The sequence below is a fragment of the Pantoea sp. BS_8 genome (genome assembly GCF_041954965.1).
Classification (GTDB): Bacteria; Pseudomonadota; Gammaproteobacteria; order Enterobacterales; family Enterobacteriaceae; genus Pantoea; species Pantoea stewartii.
Genome location: NZ_JAVAXU010000001.1, coordinates 467,598 through 489,142, shown reverse-complemented (window position 1 = coordinate 489,142; position 21,545 = coordinate 467,598). Strand labels below are relative to the sequence as shown.

23 protein-coding genes are annotated in these 21,545 nt (G+C 56.0%); 10 read left to right on the top strand and 13 right to left on the bottom strand.

What is annotated here, in order from left to right; all coding sequences use genetic code 11:
* Positions 1-27 precede the first annotated feature (27 nt).
* Positions 28-294, top strand: coding sequence for a DksA/TraR family C4-type zinc finger protein (locus tag RAC65_RS02260; RefSeq protein WP_006119238.1), 267 nt, complete (start codon positions 28-30; stop codon positions 292-294).
* A 2-nt stretch (positions 295-296) separates the two neighbouring features.
* On the opposite strand, the gene RAC65_RS02255 is transcribed toward RAC65_RS02260, so the two are convergent.
* The 6 genes from RAC65_RS02255 to RAC65_RS02230 all read right to left on the bottom strand — a co-directional run bounded on the left by RAC65_RS02255 (position 297) and on the right by RAC65_RS02230 (position 4,731).
* On the bottom strand, positions 297-395 hold the full coding sequence (locus RAC65_RS02255) for a YoaK family small membrane protein (protein WP_015700245.1): 99 nt from the start codon (positions 393-395) through the stop codon (positions 297-299).
* Between the two features lie 25 nt (positions 396-420).
* Complete coding sequence (locus tag RAC65_RS02250; RefSeq protein WP_375096316.1) at positions 421-744, bottom strand: hypothetical protein; 324 nt, start codon at positions 742-744, stop codon at positions 421-423.
* Between the two features lie 218 nt (positions 745-962).
* Positions 963-2,147 (bottom strand): sugar transporter, encoded by a 1,185-nt coding sequence (locus RAC65_RS02245; protein WP_058708116.1) that lies wholly within the window; start codon positions 2,145-2,147, stop codon positions 963-965.
* Between the two features lie 165 nt (positions 2,148-2,312).
* Positions 2,313-2,858, bottom strand: a complete 546-nt coding sequence (gene cybB, locus RAC65_RS02240; RefSeq protein ID WP_006119234.1) for a cytochrome b561 — start codon at positions 2,856-2,858, stop codon at positions 2,313-2,315.
* 203 nt (positions 2,859-3,061) lie between these two features.
* Positions 3,062-3,319 (bottom strand): hypothetical protein, encoded by a 258-nt coding sequence (locus tag RAC65_RS02235; RefSeq protein ID WP_033741742.1) that lies wholly within the window; start codon positions 3,317-3,319, stop codon positions 3,062-3,064.
* A 164-nt stretch (positions 3,320-3,483) separates the two neighbouring features.
* A complete protein-coding gene (locus tag RAC65_RS02230; RefSeq protein WP_054633725.1) occupies positions 3,484-4,731 on the bottom strand; it encodes an MFS transporter in 1,248 nt (415 codons plus the stop codon).
* Positions 4,732-4,829: 98 nt separating this feature from the next.
* On the opposite strand from RAC65_RS02230, the gene RAC65_RS02225 reads away from it, so the two are divergent.
* From RAC65_RS02225 to bioD, 3 genes are all read left to right on the top strand, one after another.
* Positions 4,830-5,732 carry a LysR family transcriptional regulator gene (locus RAC65_RS02225; protein WP_058701865.1) on the top strand — a complete coding sequence of 301 codons (903 nt, stop codon included), beginning with the start codon at positions 4,830-4,832 and terminating at the stop codon, positions 5,730-5,732.
* Between the two features lie 118 nt (positions 5,733-5,850).
* The gene (locus tag RAC65_RS02220) at positions 5,851-7,068 is read left to right on the top strand and encodes an ROK family protein (protein WP_375096315.1); all 1,218 of its coding nucleotides are present in this window, start codon (positions 5,851-5,853) and stop codon (positions 7,066-7,068) included.
* Positions 7,069-7,183: 115 nt separating this feature from the next.
* Complete coding sequence (gene bioD / locus RAC65_RS02215; protein ID WP_054633728.1) at positions 7,184-7,882, top strand: dethiobiotin synthase; 699 nt, start codon at positions 7,184-7,186, stop codon at positions 7,880-7,882.
* A 109-nt stretch (positions 7,883-7,991) separates the two neighbouring features.
* Here the strand turns inward: bioD and osmV are convergent, their stop codons facing one another.
* From osmV to RAC65_RS02195, 4 genes are read right to left on the bottom strand one after another with little or no spacing between them, the layout of a single operon-like run.
* Complete coding sequence (gene osmV, locus RAC65_RS02210; protein WP_054633729.1) at positions 7,992-9,128, bottom strand: osmoprotectant ABC transporter ATP-binding protein OsmV; 1,137 nt, start codon at positions 9,126-9,128, stop codon at positions 7,992-7,994.
* Positions 9,128-9,775, bottom strand: coding sequence for an osmoprotectant ABC transporter permease OsmW (gene osmW / locus RAC65_RS02205; protein ID WP_006119224.1), 648 nt, complete (start codon positions 9,773-9,775; stop codon positions 9,128-9,130). Before osmW ends, osmV begins: the two co-directional genes overlap by 1 nt.
* A 9-nt stretch (positions 9,776-9,784) precedes the next feature.
* Positions 9,785-10,696: a glycine betaine ABC transporter substrate-binding protein gene (locus RAC65_RS02200; protein WP_033741735.1), complete on the bottom strand. Its 912-nt coding sequence runs from the start codon at positions 10,694-10,696 to the stop codon at positions 9,785-9,787.
* Positions 10,697-10,710: 14 nt separating this feature from the next.
* The gene (locus RAC65_RS02195; RefSeq protein ID WP_006119222.1) at positions 10,711-11,427 is read right to left on the bottom strand and encodes an ABC transporter permease; all 717 of its coding nucleotides are present in this window, start codon (positions 11,425-11,427) and stop codon (positions 10,711-10,713) included.
* A gap of 377 nt (positions 11,428-11,804) precedes the next feature.
* Between RAC65_RS02195 and RAC65_RS02190 the strand changes: the two genes are divergently transcribed.
* Complete coding sequence (locus RAC65_RS02190) at positions 11,805-13,268, top strand: MDR family MFS transporter (protein WP_054633730.1); 1,464 nt, start codon at positions 11,805-11,807, stop codon at positions 13,266-13,268.
* An 88-nt stretch (positions 13,269-13,356) separates the two neighbouring features.
* Here the strand turns inward: RAC65_RS02190 and RAC65_RS02185 are convergent, their stop codons facing one another.
* Entirely contained in the window at positions 13,357-13,653 is a 297-nt protein-coding gene (locus tag RAC65_RS02185) for a DUF1161 domain-containing protein (protein ID WP_033741733.1), read from the bottom strand.
* A gap of 45 nt (positions 13,654-13,698) precedes the next feature.
* Positions 13,699-14,022, bottom strand: coding sequence for a DUF1283 family protein (locus tag RAC65_RS02180; RefSeq protein ID WP_006119218.1), 324 nt, complete (start codon positions 14,020-14,022; stop codon positions 13,699-13,701).
* Positions 14,023-14,154: 132 nt separating this feature from the next.
* Between RAC65_RS02180 and RAC65_RS02175 the strand changes: the two genes are divergently transcribed.
* The gene (locus tag RAC65_RS02175; RefSeq protein ID WP_054633950.1) at positions 14,155-14,481 is read left to right on the top strand and encodes a YnfA family protein; all 327 of its coding nucleotides are present in this window, start codon (positions 14,155-14,157) and stop codon (positions 14,479-14,481) included.
* Between the two features lie 28 nt (positions 14,482-14,509).
* Here RAC65_RS02175 and ydfG read toward each other — a convergent pair whose 3' ends face one another.
* A complete protein-coding gene (gene ydfG / locus RAC65_RS02170; protein WP_033742210.1) occupies positions 14,510-15,256 on the bottom strand; it encodes a bifunctional NADP-dependent 3-hydroxy acid dehydrogenase/3-hydroxypropionate dehydrogenase YdfG in 747 nt (248 codons plus the stop codon).
* 381 nt (positions 15,257-15,637) lie between these two features.
* Between ydfG and guaD the strand changes: the two genes are divergently transcribed.
* The 4 genes from guaD to xdhC are packed head-to-tail and all read left to right on the top strand — an operon-like array spanning position 15,638 to position 21,522.
* Positions 15,638-16,966: a guanine deaminase gene (gene guaD / locus RAC65_RS02165; RefSeq protein ID WP_375096314.1), complete on the top strand. Its 1,329-nt coding sequence runs from the start codon at positions 15,638-15,640 to the stop codon at positions 16,964-16,966.
* Entirely contained in the window at positions 16,963-18,402 is a 1,440-nt protein-coding gene (xdhA, locus tag RAC65_RS02160; RefSeq protein WP_375096313.1) for a xanthine dehydrogenase small subunit, read from the top strand. The genes guaD and xdhA overlap by 4 nt, the downstream gene beginning before the upstream one ends.
* On the top strand, positions 18,392-20,749 hold the full coding sequence (gene xdhB, locus RAC65_RS02155; protein WP_375096312.1) for a xanthine dehydrogenase molybdopterin binding subunit: 2,358 nt from the start codon (positions 18,392-18,394) through the stop codon (positions 20,747-20,749). Before xdhA ends, xdhB begins: the two co-directional genes overlap by 11 nt.
* Entirely contained in the window at positions 20,746-21,522 is a 777-nt protein-coding gene (gene xdhC / locus RAC65_RS02150) for a xanthine dehydrogenase accessory protein XdhC (RefSeq protein WP_054633734.1), read from the top strand. Before xdhB ends, xdhC begins: the two co-directional genes overlap by 4 nt.
* Positions 21,523-21,545 lie beyond the last annotated feature (23 nt).

The following is a 21,545-nucleotide window of genomic DNA, read 5'->3' as shown; positions in this document are numbered from 1 at the left end:
GTAGAGGTAATGAAGTGGAGCATAAAAATGGCAAACGGCTGGGCAGCAGAAGGGGCAGTACAGGAGCAAATCGACAGCACCGTTAATGACGGTATCGAACGTGTGCGTCAGTCACTGGGACAGGGGGAAAGTGCCACAGAATGCGAACTGTGCGGCGAGCCGATTCCCGAAGCCCGCCGTCAGGCACTCAAGGGGGTGCGTTATTGCGTTTCCTGTCAGGAAAAGATCGATAAGCAGAAAAAAGAGAGCAGTCTCTACAACCGGCGTGGGAGTAAAGACAGCCAGCTACGCTGATCTCAGGAGCCAGGCATCGCCAGGCCGCTGCCGATAAACCAGGCGAGAAAGCCAATACCTGCCACAATGATAGCGATGGGGAACAGCAGACCAATTCTCATAATTATCCTGTGAGGTTACGCCACGTCAGGCCAGCCGCAAGGCGGCACGGTTGTTCTTCAGCAAAGTAAATAATTCAAACTGTGTGGCATCCGTGATCTGACGCTGCACTTCACCCTGCGTATACAGCAGCAGATGAATATGCCCCAGTTGACGCCAGACGATGATCGCCGAGGCAATCAAGGCGCAGGTCGTTTCTGCCTGCACGCATTCTACTGTAGCGTAGCGAACGTCGTCTAAATCATTCGTGAAAATTTTCACCGCCTCAGCAGGTAAGATGGCCTGGAGATCCTGCAACATCACCCGGCTGAGGCTACGCGACAGGTACAGCGTTAACCACTTTCTCGTCATGAACGTTGATCCTTTTTCGAGGTTAACGGATGTAATGGATGAGTCAGGTAGAAGGGCATCCTCTGACAATATAAGCGGTTATCCGGTGTGTTTAGCACCTCTGACGCGCTGCACCTTCGGACGCCGGAACAGGTCGTCTGGCCGTTCAGTGCCGCAGTGCATGATAGCAGACGAAGACGCATCGGCAGACTTCTGCGAGGCGCAGAAGCCTGCTTCAGTTAACCATTAGAGCGTAACTGTGGGTAGCGCCGGAAAATATACACGCACCACAGCAGCGCGACCAGGCCGATCATCGCTCCCACGTTACCGACGTCAGACAGGCTCATATATACGCTCACCTGACTGCCCAGTAACGCGCCCGCACCGATGCCGATGTTGTAAATGCCGGACATCAGCGACATCGCCACGTCGGTGGCATCGGGTGCCAGTGACAGGACACGGATTTGCATCGCCAGGCCAATCATCATCATCGCCATTCCCCAGACGACGCAGAGGGTGATAATCGTGCCAGGACGCACGGCGGCAAAAATTAACAGCCCCATGCATAAGGTGACCAGGGCGATGGCGCTGATCAGCAACGCTGAGGGAAAGCGTTTACCCAGCGAACTGAACAGCAGACTGCCAATAATGCCGGCAGAACCAAACAGTAACAGCAGCAGGGTGGTAAAACTTTCGCTGGCATTCGCCACCAGTTGCATAAAGGGTTCAATATAGCTGTAAGCCGTATAGTGCGCGGTCACAATGAGTGTAACCAGCAGGTACATGCCTGCCAGGGCCGGGCGGCGGAACAACAGCGGTACGCTGCTTAATGAACCGGTGTGTTCACTGGGCAGACGCGGCAAGACGCGCGCCAGCATAATCATCAGGATCAACGCTGACAGCCCGATCACGCCAAAGGTGGTGCGCCATCCCAGCGCCTGCCCCACAACGCGACCAATGGGCACCCCCAGCACCATGGCCAGTGCCGTACCGGTTGCCAGCATACTGAGCGCCTGCGTTTTTTTACCGGCAGGCGCCACACGAATAGCCAGGGAGGCGGTAATGGACCAGAACACCGCATGTGACAGCGCAATGCCAATGCGGGAAACGATTAACGAACTGAAGCTCCAGGCGAATGTCGAAAGAATATGGCTGGCTACAAAGAGGCTAAACAGTACTGTGAGCAGTAACCGCCGTTCAACATTACGCGTCAGCAGCATTAACGGCAGGGACAGCAGCGCCACCACCCAAGCATAAATCGTCAGCATAATGCCCACTTCAGCGGTTTTCATCGAAAACCCGGCAGCAATATCCGACAGTAAACCCACCGGTACGAACTCAGTGGTATTGAAAACAAAAGCGGCGATGGCCAGCAGCACCACGCGTAGCCAGGCCGTTTTACGGGAAACAGTTGTTAAAGGCATGAGAAGTTAAATCTGTCTGTGCGTCAAAAGAGGATGACAACGATCATCCCACGAAAGTGACCTGCGTCACAATTTAGTGGCTATTGTGTAGGAATCAAGCGCCGGGTGGAACCACCTGGCGCAGATTATGGTGATTTTTTTAGCCCGATGTGCAGCGTCAGGGAATCAGGGCTGGCGCGTCCCGCGTCCCGGCATCATACGCAGCAGCGTATTGTCCTTCAGCGCATAGTGATGGAACAGGGCTGCAGCGACATGTAAGCCGATGAGCCAGTAGCCCAGTGGCGCCAGGGTTTCGTGCCAGTCGACGAGCGTATCAGAGAGATCGAAATCAGGTTCCGCAGCGACCGGCATGGGAATGCCGAATAATAACCACTCACGCCCCTTCAGGTAACGTGAGGCGATACCCAGCACCGGCAGGCTGATAAATAAGGCATAAATCAACGTGTGCGTCAGGTGTGCCAGGCCCGTTTGCCAGCGCGGTACGGGGGGCGTAATCGCAGGGCTGCGATGGCGAATTTTCAGTAGTAACCGTGACAGCATCACCACCAGAATGGTTGCGCCCGCGCTAAAGTGTGTCACGGTCATCACAAAGCGCTGCCAGGAGCCCCGTTCCACATAACCGCGCAGCTCCATCGTGGCATAGACAATAATCAGCAGCAGCACGGTCAGCCAGTGAAGGGCAATTTGAGACGCCGCATATTTATCACGCATGTTAAATCCCTGTATGAAGAGTAAGGCCTCTAAGATAACGGAAAAAAGGCAAAATGCTTAACGAATTGGCGACTTAAAGCGGGACGGCTACAGGGGCAGGTCGGCAGCAACTGAACGGCGGGCTGGCAGGGCAGATGGCGGCGATATTCCGCCATCCTCGTGAAAAACGCGGCTGAATGGGATCGCAAAGGCATGCGCTGTGATCAGAAATCGATACCGTGCTTCAGTCCAACGCTGTCATGCAGGGGTGGGGTTTGAGCAGACATAACCGGGCAACAGTCGTCGCAGCCTAATGCGCTGGCATAATATTTTCGGGCCTGCTGTATAGCCGCTGTTGCAGAGTAAAACGTGCCCAGAAACAGTCGGTCTTCCAGACCCGGAAGGTAGCGACAGCCTTTGGCGTGTACCACGTGGTTATCGTTGTAACCGGATTGTTTATTGACGTAATAGTAATGCGCCATGAGGTCTCCCCTAACAGTGAATTCAAAGATGGCATTAATCTTTGGGATTAAACCGATTATAGCGGGGAAACACCGGTAGTTAGCAATGATACTGATAATACGGACAATTCTTGTACAGCGGATTTTCCGGGCCGCATTGTGCCCGGAAAATTTGTTAAGTTTTGCTAGAGTTTGCGTTGATGCAGCCGCCACGCGACCGCCAGAGCCAGCAGCAGCAGGGTAGAGATAAACACGGTTATGCCCGGCCAGCCAAACTGATGCCAGAAAAAGCCCCCTGCCGTACCCGCCACGCTGGACCCCACATAATAACTGAACAGATACAGTGAAGACGCCTGGCCTTTTGCGCGACGCGCGCGTGGCCCAATCCAGCCGCTGGCCACGGAGTGTGCGGCGAAAAAGCCAGCACTGAACAGCATCATCCCAATAAAGATCAGAACCAGCGCATGAAAGGCGGTCAGGAGCAGGCCCGTCAGCATGATAAGCGTTGCGCCCAGCATCACCGGCCCCCGGCCATATCGACTGGTTAACGCGCCGGCTTTGGGCGAACTCCACGAACCGGTCAGGTAAACCACGGACAGCAGTCCCACCACGGCCTGGCTTAAATGCCACGGCGCACCCAGCAGCCGATAGCCGATATAGTTAAACAGGGTGACGAACGCCCCCATCAGCAGTAAGCCTTCCGCGAACAGCAAGGGCAGGCCCGCATCGCGCCAGTGCAGGCGAAAGTTAATGGCCAGATGGCGGGGGCGCAGGGATGTCGGGTGAAAATGCCGCGAGGCGGGCAAAATTTTCCAGAACATCAGGGCGGCCGCCAGGGCAAAACAGCCAATGGCGGCAATGGCGACGCGCCAGGAGAAAAAGTCGGTTAATACGCCGCTGATCAGGCGACCGCTCATCCCGCCAATCGAATTTCCGCTGATATACAGCCCCATCGAAAAGGCGACTACGCTGGGATGGATTTCTTCACTGAGATAAGTCATCCCGACGGCCGCTACACCGCTGAGCGACAGGCCAATAAGCGCCCGCATCAGCAGAATGCCGTGCCAGCTTGTCATGGTGGCCGAAATCAGCGTGCAGACGGAAGCCAGCATCAGCGCGGTGACCATGACAGATTTGCGACCGACAGCATCGGACAAGGGGCCGGTAATCAGTAAGCCCAGCGCCAGTGTCGCGGTGGAGACCGACAGGGAAATACTGCTGGCGGCCGGTGACACGCCAAACTGTTCAGAGAGGACCGGCAGCAGCGGCTGCACACAATACAGCAGCGCAAAGGTGGCCAGCCCGGCCGAAAACAGCGCCAGTGTCACGCGCATAAAGGGCGGAGTGCCGCGCACGATCCACGCCTGAGAAGGTGATGCAGGCTGCTGCGCCACATTTCTGTCCAGGGCGACAGCCGATGAAGAGCGATTCACAGTAATCCTTATGAGTAAAAACAACGAATAACGTAAGGCTAGGAAAAGCGGATTAGGTTGTCTAATATATTAATAATCTCAAATAATATTTTTAACCTATGAATATTGAGCTGCGTCACCTGCGTTATTTTATTGCCGTTGCAGAAGAACTGCATTTTGGCCGCGCGGCGCAGCGGCTGCATATTTCTCAGCCGCCGCTCAGTCAGCAAATCATGCACCTTGAGGCAGAAACCGGGGCGCAGCTGTTTAACCGCACCAACCGCAGCGTGCAGCTCACGCCGGCCGGGCAACAATTTTTGCAGGATGCGCGCGCCATTCTGTTGCAGGTTGAGCAGGCGACCCAGCGTGCGGCACGACTACATCGGGGAGAAGAAGGGGAACTGCGCATTGGCTTTACCTCCTCTGCCGCTTTTATTGGTGTCGTCTCGGATGCGCTCTATCTGTTCCGCCAGCGCTGGCCTGATGTTCATGTTCAGATGCAGGAAATCAATACCCGGCAGCAGCTGACGCCGCTCCATGAAGGGAAACTCGATTTGGGTGTGATGCGCAACACGCCGCTGCCTGCCGATCTGCATCATCAACTGCTGTTACAGGAGCCGCTATGCGCGGTGGTGCACAAAGCCCATCCGCTGGCATCCGCCGGGAAGATTTCTTTACAGGCGCTGGCCAGTGAGCCTTTTGTCTTTTTCGATCCGCAGGTGGGAACGGCGCTTTACAGCGAAATACTCGATTTACTGCAACGCTATCAGATCAAACCCTATATCACTCAGGAAGTGGGCGAGGCGATGACAATTCTCGGTCTGGTCGCGACCGGTTTAGGCGTGTCTATTTTACCGGCATCGTTCAGCCATGCCCGCCTGACGAATGTCGTCTGGCTGCCGCTTGAGGAACCGGATGCACTTTCGGAAATGTGGCTGGTCTGGTCTGCGCAACGGGAAATGAGCGCGCAGATGGCCCATATGATGGCGCTGTTGCGGCGGGAAAACGAACGCTCTCGCTAAAGGCGGAAAAATTATGTGTGATAAATCACATATCTAAGCAAATATTTGCCGCAAAAGGTGAATCTGCCGCACCATAGCGGATATTTATTTAGAAGCGCGAAAATAACCGGAGCAGGGTGTGATTTCGGACAGCCAACCTGGCCATATTGACCAAATTAAACAAATTAATGCTGGCGTCGTTTACCGATTAATTGATCAGCATGGCCCCGTCTCGCGCATTGAATTGTCCAGGCGCGCCCAGTTAGCCCCAGCCAGTATTACCAAAATTGTCCGGGAAATGCTGGATGCCCATCTGGTTCAGGAAACCGAATTTCAGGATCCGGGCGCGCGTGGTCGTCCCGCTATCGGGTTAATTCTGGACACGGAGGCCTGGCACTACCTGGCCCTTTGCCTGCACCGTGGCACATTAACCCTGACGCTTCGCGATTTGAGCAGCAGGGCGCTGGTTGAAGACCATTTGCCCCTCCCGGATGATCCCACCCAATCCTTACTGACCACACTGACCGACCATGTTGATGCGTTTTTTATCCGCCATCAAAAGCGGCTGGAAAGGCTGACCGCCATTGCTATCACGTTGCCGGGGCTGATCAACGTCGCATCAGGCGTGGTGCACCGGTTACCCGGTTATACCTGCCATGATATGCCACTGGGCAGCACCCTGGCGGCCCGAACCGGCCTGCCGGTGTTTATCCAGCATAATATCTCGGCCTGGACATTGGCAGAATCCCTGTTTGGCGCATCGCGCGGTGCGCAGGATGTCATTCAGATTGTCATTGATGAAACCGTGGGGGCGGGCGTGATCACGGACGGACAGTTACTGCACAAAAGCGGACGTGCGCTGGTCGAAGTGGGCCATACGCAGGTCGATCCCTATGGTCAGCAATGTTACTGCGGGAATCATGGCTGCCTGGAAACGGTGGCCAGTACCGGCAGTCTGCTGGCCCTTGTTGCTCAGCGTCTGCCGGGACAGCCCGACAGCCTGTTACATCATCAAACCTTAACGCTGGAGGCGGTCTGTGAGGCGGCCCGGGCGGGTGACAGGCTGGCCCGCGATGCCATCGCCACGGTAGGGCATCATGTGGGCAGGCTGCTTGGCATGATGGTAAATATCTTCAATCCTCAACATATTCTTATCGGTTCACCGCTAAATCAGGCGGCGGATATCCTGTTCCCGGCGGTACAAAACACCATTCATCAGCAGTCGTTACCGGCTTACAGCGCAGGCATTCAGCTTGCACCTACTGAGTTTACTGAGCCTGGCACACTCGGTGCGGCGGCGCTCATTAAAGATTCGCTCTATAGCGGTTACCTGTTAGTGAAGTTACTACAAGGTTAAGCAACACTAACCTTGCGCTAACGCAATCTGCCTGTGCTTTTCCTTCCTTAGAATGTCTGTTCGCACGAAAGACTCATCGCCGATGAGTCGAAACCGCTGGTGAAGGAGACGTCGAGTGAAAACGCTATTTATTGCGGGAACAGATACCGAAGTGGGAAAAACCGTTGTGTCGCGCGCCCTGTTACAGAGTTTTATTCAGGCCGGTTTCAGTGCCGCAGGCTACAAGCCTGTTGCCCGTTGTGGTGTCAAAACGGAAGAGGGCCTGAGAAATAAAGATGCGTTGTTTTTACAAAGCGCCTCGTCCATGACGTTGCCTTATCAGGCTGTGAATCCCGTTATTTTCGAAAAAGAAGAAATCGGGGGTTATCCGCCTTGTGAGGTTAACTATGCGCGAATCAGTCAGGGGTTAAAGAACCTGCATCAACTGGCCGATCGCGTCGTGGTTGAGGGCACAGGAGGCTGGCGCAGCCTGATGAATGATGCCCAGCCGTTATCGGCCTGGGTGGTGGAACAACAGTTGCCGGTGATCCTGGTCGTGGGGATTAAAACGGGCTGCATCAGCCATGCGTTGCTGACGGCTGAGGCTATTCTGGGTGATGGCTTACCGCTGGCAGGCTGGGTGGCAAACCGGATCAATCCGGGGCTGGCGCACTATGCGGAGATCATTTCAGTCCTGCGTGACAAGCTTCCTGCGCCGCTGTTGGGTGAGTTGCCCTATTTGCCGCGTGTTGAGCAGCGTGATGTGTCCCGCTACCTGGATATCTCCCTGCTCGATGCCGACAAGCTGCCGGTTGCAAAGGCGAAAATAGCCTGACGCCCTTCATCTGAAAACACACGCTAATAAGAAAGACAGTGACACAGGATGCGAAACACGAAACCCGCTCGATGGAAAAGGGCCGCAACCGGGGTGCGGCCCTGATTTTTCAGGGATTCAGACGGCGACGCGTACGGCCGGAACTGAGGTAGTCCGCGATATAATCCTGCGAAATTTCCCCGCTGTAACGGCCTTCTTCATCCACAATCGGCATCCACACCGTGTTGTGTTCATACAGCTTTGACAGCACCACGCGCAGGTTCTCCTCGGCTTTGCCGGTTACCCGGAAGGTGTGCAGGATATCCTCACAGCGACCGCTGGCGTTACGCGCCTCGCGACGTTTAACAAACCCGAGCGGTTTACCATCGTCGTCCACGACGGTAATGGAACGCATATCGTTATCGTCCATAGTGCTGAACGCGTCCATCAGTGGCGTCGAACGTTTCACCGTGATGGTCGGTTGCTGATCGGTCACATCACCCGCCTGCACCAGCAGCAGACGTTTCAGAGTGCGGTCCTGACCGACAAACGACCCGACAAAATCATTCGCTGGCGTCGCCAGTAATTCGTCCGGGCTGGCGCACTGCACGATTTTGCCCTGGCCAAATACGGCGATGCGATCGCCAAGTTTCAGCGCCTCGTCAATATCGTGGCTGACCAGCATGACCGTTTTCTTTAACTGACGCTGCATATCCAGGAACTCATTCTGGATGACTTCACGGTTAATCGGGTCCACCGCACCAAAAGGTTCATCCATCAGCAAAACCGGCGGATCCGCCGCCAGCGCGCGAATAACGCCTATACGCTGCTGTTGCCCGCCCGACATTTCACGCGGATAGCGATGCAGAAATTTCGTGGGATCCAGTGCCACCATGCTCATTAATTCGGTGGCCCGCTCGCGGCACTGTTTTTTGTCCCAGCCCAGCATGCGCGGCACGACGGTAATGTTTTCCTCAATCGTCATGTTAGGAAACAAACCAATTTGCTGAATAACGTAGCCAATATTGCGGCGCAGCGTGGTCGTGTCCTGGGTGCTGGTGTCCTCACCGTTGATGAGAATACGTCCGCTGGTGGCCGGAATCAGGCGGTTAATCATTTTCAGTGTGGTCGTTTTACCACAGCCGGAAGGGCCCAGCAGTACGCACATTTCGCCCGCCGGCACCTCAAGACTTACATTGTCCACCGCTTTCATCAGCGTGCCATTTTTCTGGCTGAAGGTTTTCGTCAGATTTTCAAGTTTTATCATTATCGAATTCCCTTAGGAGTCAGCGCCAGCTGCAAACGGTGCAGCAGCCAGTCAAGAACAATCGCCAGCAGGCAAATCATCAGTGCGCCGGCAATCAGCATGCGCACGTCACTTCCGCTGATGCCATCAAGCAGGAGCAGGCCAAGTCCGCCCGCACCGATCACCGCCGCGATGGCCATAACGCCGACATTCATCACGACGGCGGTGCGGATACCGCCAAAAATGACGGGCAGGGCCATGGGGATCTCAACCCAGCGCAGACGCTGCCAGAACGTCATCCCAATGCCCCGACCGGCCTCACGCAAGCCATCCGGCAGGTTTTCCAGCGCGGTATGGGTATTACGTACAATCGGCAGCAGGGAATACAGGAACACCGCCGTGATGGCAGGCACCGCACCGATTCCCTGACCGATCAGCGAAAACAGCGGGATCATCAGACCAAACAGGGCGATGGTCGGAATGGTCAACACGATGGTGGCGATGCCCAGTACCGGCGTGGCCAGCCATTTAATGCGGACAATTAAAATGCCCAGCGGCACGCCGGCCAGAATCGCGCAGCCCACAGCGACCAGCACCAGCCAGGTATGCTGCCAGGTCAGCGTGAGCAGGTTATTCCAGTTATCAATGATGTAATGAAGGGTATCCACGATGCCTCCTTACAGCATGTTTTGGGATTGAAGGAAATCGCGCGCCACCTGTTCCGGTGACTGATGATCGATATCCACGCGCTTGTTCATCTCGGTGATGGCCTCATCCGTAATCAGCGGTGAAAGCTGATTCAGCGCCGCCTCAAGGCCGGGATGGCTCTCCAGCACATCTTTGCGTACGACCGGCGTCACGTTGTAGCTGGGGAAGAAGTGCTTATCATCTTGCAGCACCTTGAGATCGAATCCTTTTACGCGCCCATCCGTGGTGTAAATCAAGCCCGCATCAACAAAACCGTCGCGGATCGCGTTGTACACCAGCCCCGGGTCCATCTGACGAATTTGCGGTCTGTCCAGCGTGAGGTTGTAGGTCTTCTGCAGCGGCTTCATCCCATCCGAACGGCCATAGAACTCCAGATCCAGCCCCAGTCGCCAGTTATGTTTCGGGTCGGTTTTGCGCACCTGATCAATTTTGGCCACCAGTTGCGACAGGGTAGAAATACCTTCTTTATCCGCCCGCGCCCGCTGCATGGCAAAAGCATAGGTGTTGTTCATCGGGGCTGGATTAAGCCAGATCAGACCCAGCCTGCCATCCAGATTTTTAACGGTCTGGTAAGCTTCCTGTGAGGACATGGGCTTGTTGATATGGTTGAAAATAATCAGTGAGGTACCGGTATATTCCCACGTCATGTCGATTTGCTTGTTAATCATGGCATTTCGACTGATTGTCGTGGCAATGTTGCGTTTTGGGATAACCTGAAACCCTTTCTTTTGCAGCCACATCACGGTCATGGCAGAAAGGATGTGTTGTTCCGTAAAACTTTTCGTCGCCAGCACCAGCGGGGCGGCAGCCTGAACGCTCTGGCTGAGCGCCAGCGTCGCCGTCAGGGCCAGCGTACAGTGCTTAATCCAACGCGTAAGCATCATCAACTCCTGTTTTATGCCGCAGCGTGCGGACTCAGATAACGGCCTAACGTCGCCAGCAACATATCCAGTATCAGGGCCACTAACGCCGTTGCCACCGCGCCCAGAATCAGGACCGGGAAGTCATTGAGGTAAATCCCCGGAAAAATCAGCTCGCCAAAGCTGCTGGCACCAATCAGGAAGGCCAGCGGGGCGGTACCAACGTTAATGGCTGTCGCAATGCGCACCCCTGCCAGAATGACTGGCAGCGCATTCGGCAGCTCAACCTGACGCAGGCGTTGCCATTTTGTCATGCCGATACCGTTAGCGGCTTCAATCAGTGAGGGCGGAACGGCGCTCAGTCCGGCATAGGTGTTGCGGACAATGGGGAGCAGCGAGGCCAGGAACAGGGCAAACAGCGCCGGCTTATCGCCAATGCCGATCACCACCATGGCCAGCGCCAGTACGGCCAGCGGCGGCAACGTATTGCCCACGTTAAAGATTTGCATGACATATTCTGCCCAGCGACGGGCAAAGGGACGGCTTAGCAGGATCCCACTGGGAATACCGACCAGCAGGGCAAACAGCATTGACCAGAACACTAAAAACAGGTGCTGTTGGCCAAGATAGATGAGATCAACGCGGCGGGCGACCAGTGTATCCCAGCCCAGCCCCCAAACCAGTGCGCCCAACACTGCTATCACAGCAAGCAGCGCCAGACCGGCACGTTTGGCCAGCGAAGCGTTATGCATACGGATTCTCCCTGTAGACCATTCTGTTGTTATCAAACCCTGAACCGACATGACAGACGCCACAAAAAGGGCCGCCGCGTCCAAAACCATGCCGATTGTTAAACGTGTAAAACGTTTGCGAATTTCTGCGTAATTTCGTTAATCACAGTCAACGCAGTTTTAAACCTATAGCAACGTCAAGCGAAGCGCGCCAGCTTTTATCGGTAAAATCATGGAGATAGCATGGGGGCAAAATCGCCGCAGCCCTTACTACAACTGGTTTAACAGCGAAACTACCTGATTCGTCCCAATTTAGGTGACAACGTCACAAAAGCACTGAATTGATTCCTGGACGCGCAGATTTGCGCTAGCCTTAGGGAACGCAAAAAGGGAGCATCATGATCAACAGCACTTCCGCGCCGCTGCGCCGCAACTGGATTCTTTTCGCCTGCATGCTCGCCATGTTTATGGCCGCCATCGAAGTCACTATTGTGGCCACCGCGATGCCAACAATTGTCGCCGAGCTGGGGGGCTTTGCGCAGTTTGGCTGGGTATTTTCGGTTTACCTGCTGACGCAGGCCATAAGCGTACCGCTTTATGGGCGCCTGGCGGATCTGTGGGGCAGAAAGAGGATGCTGTTTCTGGGCATCACGCTTTTTTTGGCAGGGTCGGTGTTATGCGGCTTTGCGCACAGCATGTTTTGGCTCATCGTGTTCCGCGCCTTTCAGGGCTTGGGCGCGGGGGCCATCATGCCGCTGACGTCCACGATTGTGGCCGATATCTATTCCCCCCGTGAGCGGGCCAGCGTGCAGGGCTGGCTGTCCAGCGTCTGGGGCGTGGCGGCGATTGTCGGGCCGCTCTCGGGCGCGTGGCTGGTCCAGCACTTCAACTGGTCGGTGATTTTCTGGGTCAATGTCCCGATTGGCATCATCAGTATGCTGTTGCTGGCCATCCTGCTGCCAACACATCCACAGAAACAGCCGGCCCCGTCACTGAATCTGATTGGCAGTGGCTGGCTGACGCTGTGCATCAGCGCCGTACTGATTGCCCTGTTACAGGCAGAACAACTGGGCTACTGGCTCCTGTTGTTTTTACTCGTGGGCGGGCTGGCCGGCTGGCAGTTAACCCGCCATGAACAGCAGGCACAGGCGCCCCTGTTTCCGATGCGTCTCTGGCAGAGTAAGCTGATTATTGCCGGCAATATAGGCAACCTGGTGATTGGGGCGACCATGATGGGCGTCAGCGCGTTTTTACCGACATGGATACAGGGCGTCACGGGCGGTTCGCCACTTCAGGCCGGCACCGCGCTGGCGATGATGTCCATCGGCTGGCCGCTGGCCAGTACGGTCAGTGGCCGCCTGATGCTGTTCACTTCCTATCGTTTTACCGCCCAGCTGGGCGCATTATTGTTAATTGCAGGCAGCGCCTTACTGCTGCTGTTACACAGAGAAAGTTCACTACTGCAGGCGGGCTTCACCTCATTCCTCATCGGCACCGGCATGGGGATGACCAGCACGACGTTTCTGGTGTCTGTGCAGAATCATGCCGAATATGGCATTCGCGGTATTTGCACGGCCTCGGTAATGTTCAGCCGTATGATTGGCTCCGCGCTGGGAACGGCGGTGATGGGCGCCGTGCTAAACCTCAACCTGCAGTGGCGGTTGCCACATGCAGAGGATCCGGTTCAGCAAATTATGTCGCAGACAACCCGCGACCAGTTGGCCCCGGATGAGCTGCAGCACCTGTTACAGGCGATTGCTGCCTCACTGCACTGGGTGTTTATCGTGGCGTTGGTTATCGCGTTATCGGCGATGTGGGTCGCCGGAAAAATGCCGCGTCAGCAGCCGCAACAGGCCGACTGATACCGGACCGTTTAGTCGTCAGGGTGCGATTCGGACGGCAACAGGAGAGAAAACGAAAAAGAGAAGGGCGACAATGTCGCCCTGAACGTTACTGCGTTGAGGTGTCCTGCGAGCTACCCGCGCTGTCAGGGACCGCCGCCCCGTCATCGCGACCCAGCTTTTTATAAACGATTTTCTGTGTGTCGTTATCGCAATGACCGACAACCTGTCCGCCCGCCTGGTCGGCCTGATCGTTGGGCACCACATCCAGACTAAAGCCTGATTCGGGCACACCGTTCTGGATAATTTTCTGGCTGATATCCGCTTTTACGGATTCACAGGAGGCCTGCGCCAGCAGCGGGAATGCCAAAAACGTCACTGTCAGTAATGCATGCTTCATCTTCATAACCTTTTCCTTTTGTCATGCGTCAGTCATTACTATAGCTTAAAATTACGGCAGTACCGGACGACCGGTGCGGCGATCCAGACAGCGCAACGTGTTGGGTTCCCAGTAGGCATTCAGGTTAGCGCTCTGCTCACACTTGTCGCGGGTATCAAACGCGCGGTCCGCTTTATCAAACTCTTTTTCCACCCGGCGGTTCACTTTATTGCGCAGCATGTGCGTGTCATTCCACTGCTCTTTACTCTGACGGGCCGCTTCATTATTCAGCGCGCTACTGCCATTTTCAATTATCAGGCGATCGGTGTTTGCACTCACGCCAAATGCCGTGACAGAAAGCAGGGCCACCATCAGAACCGGAAGCAATTTTTTCATCGTAATATCCTTCAGTTAACACGGGCTTACCTGTGGGTAAACTTTTGCAGCCTGTGCGCAATAGTATACCATTGCCGCTCAGATGCTCACCAGCAGTGTGCATGTCGTTTACCTGCCTGAGAGATTAACGTGCTGATCAAGACTGCATTACTGTTTTTTATTACCGCCCTGGCAGAGATCACAGGCTGTTTTTTGCCCTGGCTGTGGCTGAAAAAGGGCGCGTCGGCCTGGCTGTTAGTGCCTGCCGCACTGAGTCTCGCGCTGTTTGTCTGGCTGCTGACGCTCCATCCGGCGGCAAGTGGACGCGTATACGCGGCTTACGGCGGCGTTTATGTTCTCACGGCGCTGGTCTGGTTGCGCATCGTAGACGGGGTGAAACTGAGTATCTGGGACTGGAGTGGTGCGCTGATTGCGTTCAGCGGCATGATGATTATCGTGCTGGGCTGGGGCAAAGCGTAAAAAGCCAGCCCGAGGGCTGGCCTCTTAATCAGGGTTTATGCACTTTAAGGCCTGCCAGCGTCTGGCTGACGGGCATCATTTCCAGGGTGTTGATGTTGACGTGTTTAGGCAGGGTTGCCACCCAGTAAACCGCTTCAGTCACATCTTCCGGCGTCAGTGCTGTCGCGCCCTCATAAACCTTATCAGCCTTGTCATCGTCGCCTTTAAAGCGCACGTTAGAGAATTCGGTGCCGCCAACCAGGCCTGGCTCAATATCCGTTACGCGCAGGGCGGTGCCGTGCAAATCGGTGCGCAGGTTCAGGCTGAACTGACGGACAAAGGCTTTGGTGGCCCCATACACGTTACCGCCCGCATAGGGCCAGCTTCCGGCAATCGACCCGATATTAATGATATGACCGACGTTACGCTCAACCATCGCAGGCAAGACGGCGCGCGTCATATACACCAGCCCCTTCGTGTTGGTGTCGATCATATTTTCCCAGTCATTCACATCTGCCCGGTGCGCCGGTTCAATGCCTAATGCCAGACCCGCGTTATTGACCAGCACATCAATGTCGCGCCATTCTGCAGGGAGGTGTGCAATTGCCTCTTCAATGGCGGCCCGGTTGCGCACATCCAGTTGCACCGTATACAGGTTGTCGCCCAACGCGTCTTTCAGCGCTTTCAGACGTTCTGCGCGACGGCCGCTTGCGATCACTTTGTGTCCTGTTTCGATGAACCGGCGGGTAATGCTTTGACCAAACCCTGCCGTTGCCCCCGTAACAAAAATAATCATCGTGTTTCCCTTATTCCGTTTCATGGTGTTCCTTTCACCTTAACACGGCATTTTTGGCGATGTCCGCTGAATTTTACGTGCACGGTCGCCCACGGTCTGCGCCGTTATTGTGCAGCCTGCCCCGTTATTGTGCAAACCCCTCAGGCTGGCAAGGCGCATTTTGGCCATCATCATGCAGGCAACCGATTGCGAAAGAATGGCAACCGTTTGCGTCGTGTATTAAGACGTTTTTTCGTTGCGCAACGAATATTTTTGATTAAGTTGCTGATATATAAGTTTTTATTTTATAAGCAAGGCTGGCATGACTCTTGCAAAATGTTCAAACAGAGACCAGGGTTAAGGCACAGGGCGACATTTATCCCGCCCGGCAGAGGAAACATTATGCTGACATATACGGACGCGGCGATTCGCGCCAGCTTCTTCGATTTTGCCGCAGTGGCACACGATCCCGAATCGATACTGGCGCAGGCACGCTATCTGGACGATGGCGTGCTGACGCTGCGTGAAGGGCGTGTTGTCGATCTGCGTCCCTGGCAGGAGAGCACAGACAGCCTGAATGCAGGCGTCATGATTGACCTGCGCGGTAAGCTGATCATCCCGGGCTTTGTCGATTGCCATATTCATTATCCGCAAACGGAAATGATCGGTGCCTTTGGCGAGCAACTGCTGGAGTGGCTGAATCAGTACACTTTTCCCGTGGAAGCGCAGTATCACTGCCCGGATCATGCCGCGCAGATGTCGGCATTTTTCCTGCAGCAGTTACTGGCGAACGGCACGACCAGCGCGTTGATTTTCGGCACGGTGCACCCGCAGTCGGTAGATGCGCTGTTCAGCGCAGCCGAGGCGCTTAATATGCGTATTATCGCAGGCAAAGTGATGATGGATCGCAATGCCCCGGACTACCTGACAGAAACGCCAGAAGAGAGCTATGCCCAGACGGAGGCGCTGATTGCGCGCTGGCACGAGCGCGGCCGCCTTAATTATGCGCTGACGCCGCGTTTCGCTCCGACCTCTTCTCCGGCGCTGCTGGAGAAAGTTCAGGCGCTTCGCCAGCGTTATCCGGATGTCTGGGTTCATACGCACCTTAGCGAAAACCCCCACGAAGTGGCCTGGGTGAAGCAGCTTTTTCCTGACCATAACGGTTATCTGGATGTGTATCATCAGTATCAGCTGACCGGGCGCCGCAGCGTATTCGCGCACTGTCTGCATCTGGAAACACAGGAGTGGCAGTGCCTGCATGATACGAACTCCGCCATAGCATTTTGCCCCACCTCAAATCTGTTTCTGGGCAGCGGCCTGTTCAATATCCAGCGGAGCTGGCAGCAGGGCGTTAAGGTGGGCATCGGCACCGACGTAGGCGCCGGCACCACCTTCAATATGCTGCAAACGCTGGGAGAAGCCTACAAAGTGGGGCAACTGCAGCAGTACAAACTGAGCGCCGCAGAAGCGTTTTATCACGCCACACTGGGCGGCGCCCATGCGCTGGATCTCGACAAACACATCGGTAACTTCGCCCCGGGCAAAGAAGCGGACTTTGTGGTGCTCGATCCCGCCGTGTCCGCCTTGCAGAGGTTACGCATGGCAAACAGTAAAGATATCTGGGAAAAACTGTTTGTGCTGATGACGCTCGGCGATGACAGAAATATCGTACAAACCTGGGTTAACGGTCGCCCCGTCTGGCAATCCGCTGCAAAGGAGAACGCCGCATGATTCAGTTCCTGCTTAATGACCGTCCGGTGACAGAAGAGCAGCTCGATCCCAATCTGACGGTCCTGTCGTATTTGCGTACGCATCAGCGTCGCTGCGGCACCAAAGAGGGCTGTGCCTCCGGCGACTGCGGCGCGTGTAGCGTCACATTGGGCAGTGTCGTAGACGGGAAGCTCACCTATCAGACCGTGAACAGTTGCCTGATGCTGGTCAGTGGGCTACAGGGTAAGCAACTCATTACGGTTGAGGATTTACGCCAGGGAAAAAGCCTGCATCCGGTACAGCAGGCAATGGTGGACTGCCATGGCTCGCAGTGTGGATTCTGTACGCCGGGTTTTGTCATGTCGCTGTTTAGTCTGCAAAAAAACCAGCCTGAGTGGAATCGTCAGCAGGCCGAACATGCGCTGGCGGGTAACCTGTGCCGCTGTACCGGTTACCGTTCCATCATGGCGGCTGCCGAGCAAAGCCTGAGCGATGTTCAGCCCGACAGCTTTGATCGTCAGGCACAGCAGGTGACTGAACAGCTGATGAACCTGACACACGAGGCTATCCAGACGCTGGAAAAGAACGGTCGCACCTGTTTTATCCCGAAAACCGTGCAGCAGCTTGCCGAATGCTGTATCGCCCATCCTGATGCCACATTGCTGGCGGGCGGCACCGATCTCAGCCTGCTGATTACCCAGCGCGACCAGCATCTCCCCAAAATGATTGCCCTGGGGCAGGTTGACGCACTGAAAGCCTGCGGCGAGGACGATAAACACTATCAACTGGGTGCCGCTGCGTCGCTGGAGCACATTGCCGATTTTATGGCGACGCGCATTCCGGGTTTTGCCGGAATGCTGACGCGCTTTGCCTCGCTACAAATTCGTCAACTCGGCACGCTGGGCGGCAACCTTGCGAACGCTTCGCCGATTGGTGATGCCTCGCCTACGCTGCTGGCGCTTAATGCATCGCTACTGCTGCAGCACGGCGACACGCAACGCACCGTGCCGCTCGATGGCTTTTTCACGGGCTACCGACAGACGGTGCTAAGGCCGGGGGAGTTTATTCACACCATTCTGATTCCTAAAGTGACAGTGTCACCGGATTTCGTGGCCTGGAAAGTCTCAAAACGACTGGATGATGACATTTCAGCGGTGTTTGCCGCCTTTAATATTCATACCGATAACGGCATCGTCACGCGTGCGCATATTGCATTCGGCGGTATGGCGGCAACGCCGCTTCGTGCGGTCGCCTGTGAACAGGCGCTGTGTGGTGCCGCTTTATCGCCGGAAACGCTGGCGAGAGCCTGTCAGGCGCTGGAAGCGACGTTTCAGCCGCTGAGCGATTTCCGGGCCAGCGCAGATTACCGTCTGCAGGTCGCCTGTAACCTGTTGCGTCGTTATGTTTACCGTTCAAACGGACTCGCCATCACAGAGGTAAGCCGCTATGTCTCATAATCGTCCGGCATTGCCTGAATCTGCGTTACCCGTCCTGTTCGCCAGCAATATGACCACGGGCGTAGGACGCAGTCAAAAACACGAAAGTGCGGAAAAACACGTCTCCGGTGAAGCGCAATATATTGACGATAAACCAGAACAGCCGGGCTTACTGCACCTTTGTCCGCGTCTGAGCGACCACGCGCATGCGCGTATTACACGTGTCGATCTGCAACCCTGTTACGCGGTTCCGGGCGTAGTACGCGTACTGACCTGGCAGGATGTGCCCGGCGTCAATGATATCGGGCCCTTACAGCCAGGCGATCCGCTTCTGGCACAGGATATCGTCCACTATGTGGGCCAGATTGTAATTGCCGTACTGGCCGAAACGCCCGAAGCGGCGCGTCAGGGCGCTAACGCGGCGATGATTGAGTACGCCATTCTTCCGGCGCTGCTGGATGTCGAAGACGCGCTGAAGCAGGGCAGCTTCGTGCAGGAACCCCATATTCATCAGCGCGGTGACGTTGAGGCGGCACTGGCGCGTGCGCCGCATCGGGTTCAGGGGGCGTTCCACATTGGCGGACAAGAGCATTTCTATCTGGAAACGCAAACCGCCCTGGTGATTCCCGGTGAAGACGACGCATTGCAGGTCTTTTGTTCGACGCAGAACCCCACTGAAATTCAAAAGCTGGTGGCCGAGGTCATGGGCATCACCATGAACAAGGTCACGATTGATATGCGGCGTATGGGCGGCGGATTTGGCGGCAAGGAAACCCAGGCCGCCGGTGTTGCCTGCCTGTGTGCTGTCGCCGCCAGGCTGACCGGGCGCGCCGTGAAAATGCGCCTCGCGCGGCGTGATGACATGCGTATTACCGGCAAACGGCATCCGTTTTTTGTGCGCTACGACGTGGGGGTTGAGGATGACGGCCGCTTGTGTGGCGTGAAAATCGATCTGGCAGGTAACTGTGGTTACTCACTGGATCTCAGCGGATCGATTGTGGATCGGGCAATGTTTCATGCCGATAACGCGTACTACCTCGGCGATGCGCGGATTACCGGTTACCGCTGCCGCACCAATACCGCGTCCAATACTGCGTTTCGCGGGTTTGGCGGCCCGCAGGGCATGGTGGCGATAGAGCAGATTATGGACCATATCGCCCGCGAGCGCGGAATCGATCCGCTGACGCTGCGTAAACGGAACTACTACGGTAAACACGAGCGCAATATCACGCATTACCACCAGCAGGTGAAAGATAATCTGCTGGATGAGATCACGGAACAGCTGGAAATCAGCAGTGATTACCACACGCGGCGGGAAGCCATCTCGGCCTTTAATGCCAGCAGTCCGCTGCTAAAACGCGGTCTTGCGCTGACGCCGGTGAAGTTTGGGATTTCTTTCACCTCAAGTTTTCTCAACCAGGCCGGTGCGCTGATTCTGATCTACACCGATGGCACAGTACAACTCAACCACGGCGGAACGGAAATGGGCCAGGGGCTCAATACCAAAGTGGCGCAGATTGTCGCGCAGGTGCTGCAAATCGATATCGATAAGATCCAGATCACCGCCACAGACACCGGCAAAGTGCCCAATACGTCGCCGACCGCGGCTTCCAGTGGTACGGATCTGAACGGCAAAGCGGCGCAAAATGCGGCGGAGATCCTGCGTGAACGCATGCGCACTATGCTGTGTTCGCTGCATAACTGTCTCCCCGAGGCGGTAAGTTTCAACAACGGCGTGGTGCGCGCAGGCGATCACTATTACACGTTCGCTCAGGTCGCCCAGCTTGCCTGGCTGAATCAGGTGCCGCTCTCCGCGACGGGATATTATCGCGTGCCTGGCATCCACTACGATCGTCAGGCTGGTCGGGGCGAACCGTTTTACTATTTCGCTTACGGGGCCGCCTGTTGCGAAGTGATTGTGGATACGCTGACGGGCGAATACCGGTTATTACGGGCGGATATTCTGCATGATGTCGGGGCCTCACTGAATCCAGCCATTGACATCGGTCAGGTCGAGGGCGGCTTCGTGCAGGGGCTGGGCTGGCTGACCTGTGAGGAACTGGTCTGGAATGACAAAGGCCAGTTGATGACGAACGGTCCGGCCAGCTACAAAATTCCGGCAATCAGCGATGTGCCCGCCGATATGCGCGTCACACTGGTCGAAAACCGTAAGAATCCGCAGGATACGGTATTCCATTCCAAGGCAGTGGGCGAGCCGCCTTTCATGCTGGGGATCGCCGCCTGGTGCGCATTACAGGATGCGGTCGCCAGTCTCGCGGACTATCGCCAACATCCGGGGCTGGACGCGCCTGCTACGCCGGAGCGGGTATTCTGGGGCGCACAGCGTATGGCCGGGAGGCGCGGATGATTTTCCATGACTGGATAAGCATCCTGCACCATCTCCGTGAAACGCGCCAGCCTTGCGTACTGGTCACTGTGCTGCGCGATCGTGGCTCGGTGCCCCGGGACGGCGGCGCTAAAATGGTGGTGACGGCGAAGGAAACCTTTTTAACAATTGGCGGCGGACATCTGGAATTTCAGTGTATCGCGCAGGCCCGCGCACTGCTGGAAAGCGGGCAGGCCAGCCCGCACACAGAGGATTTCAGTCTGGGGGCACGGCTGGGCCAGTGCTGCGGCGGCATGACCACCATGTTATTCGAACCCCTGTTGCAGGCACAGCCGGAAATCCTGGTGTTTGGCGCGGGCCATGTGGGCCAGGCGCTGGTGAATGTGCTGGCAACGTTACCCTGTCACATTAACTGGATTGACAGCCGGGAAAATGTTTTTTTATCCGTGCCGCCCGGGGTGCGCATCCAGCAGCCTGACGATCCGCTGGACGCAGTGGCTGAGGCGCCCGCTGGCAGCTATTATATCGTGATGACGCACCACCATCCGTTGGATCTGGCGCTCTGTGAAGCCATTCTTAAGCGGGGAGATTTCCACTACGCTGGCGTCATTGGCTCGCAGACAAAAAGCCAGCGCTTTCGCTATCGTCTGGCCGGCAAAGGCATCGACGACGTCCGGCTGGCGCGCCTGCGCTGCCCGGTGGGCTTACCCGATGTAAAAGGGAAACTGCCCGCCGAAATCGCCGTGGCGATTGCGGGTGAGATAATTGCGGTGTACCAGCAACAACGCGGATAGGTTGTTCTGCCCGAGGCGACCTG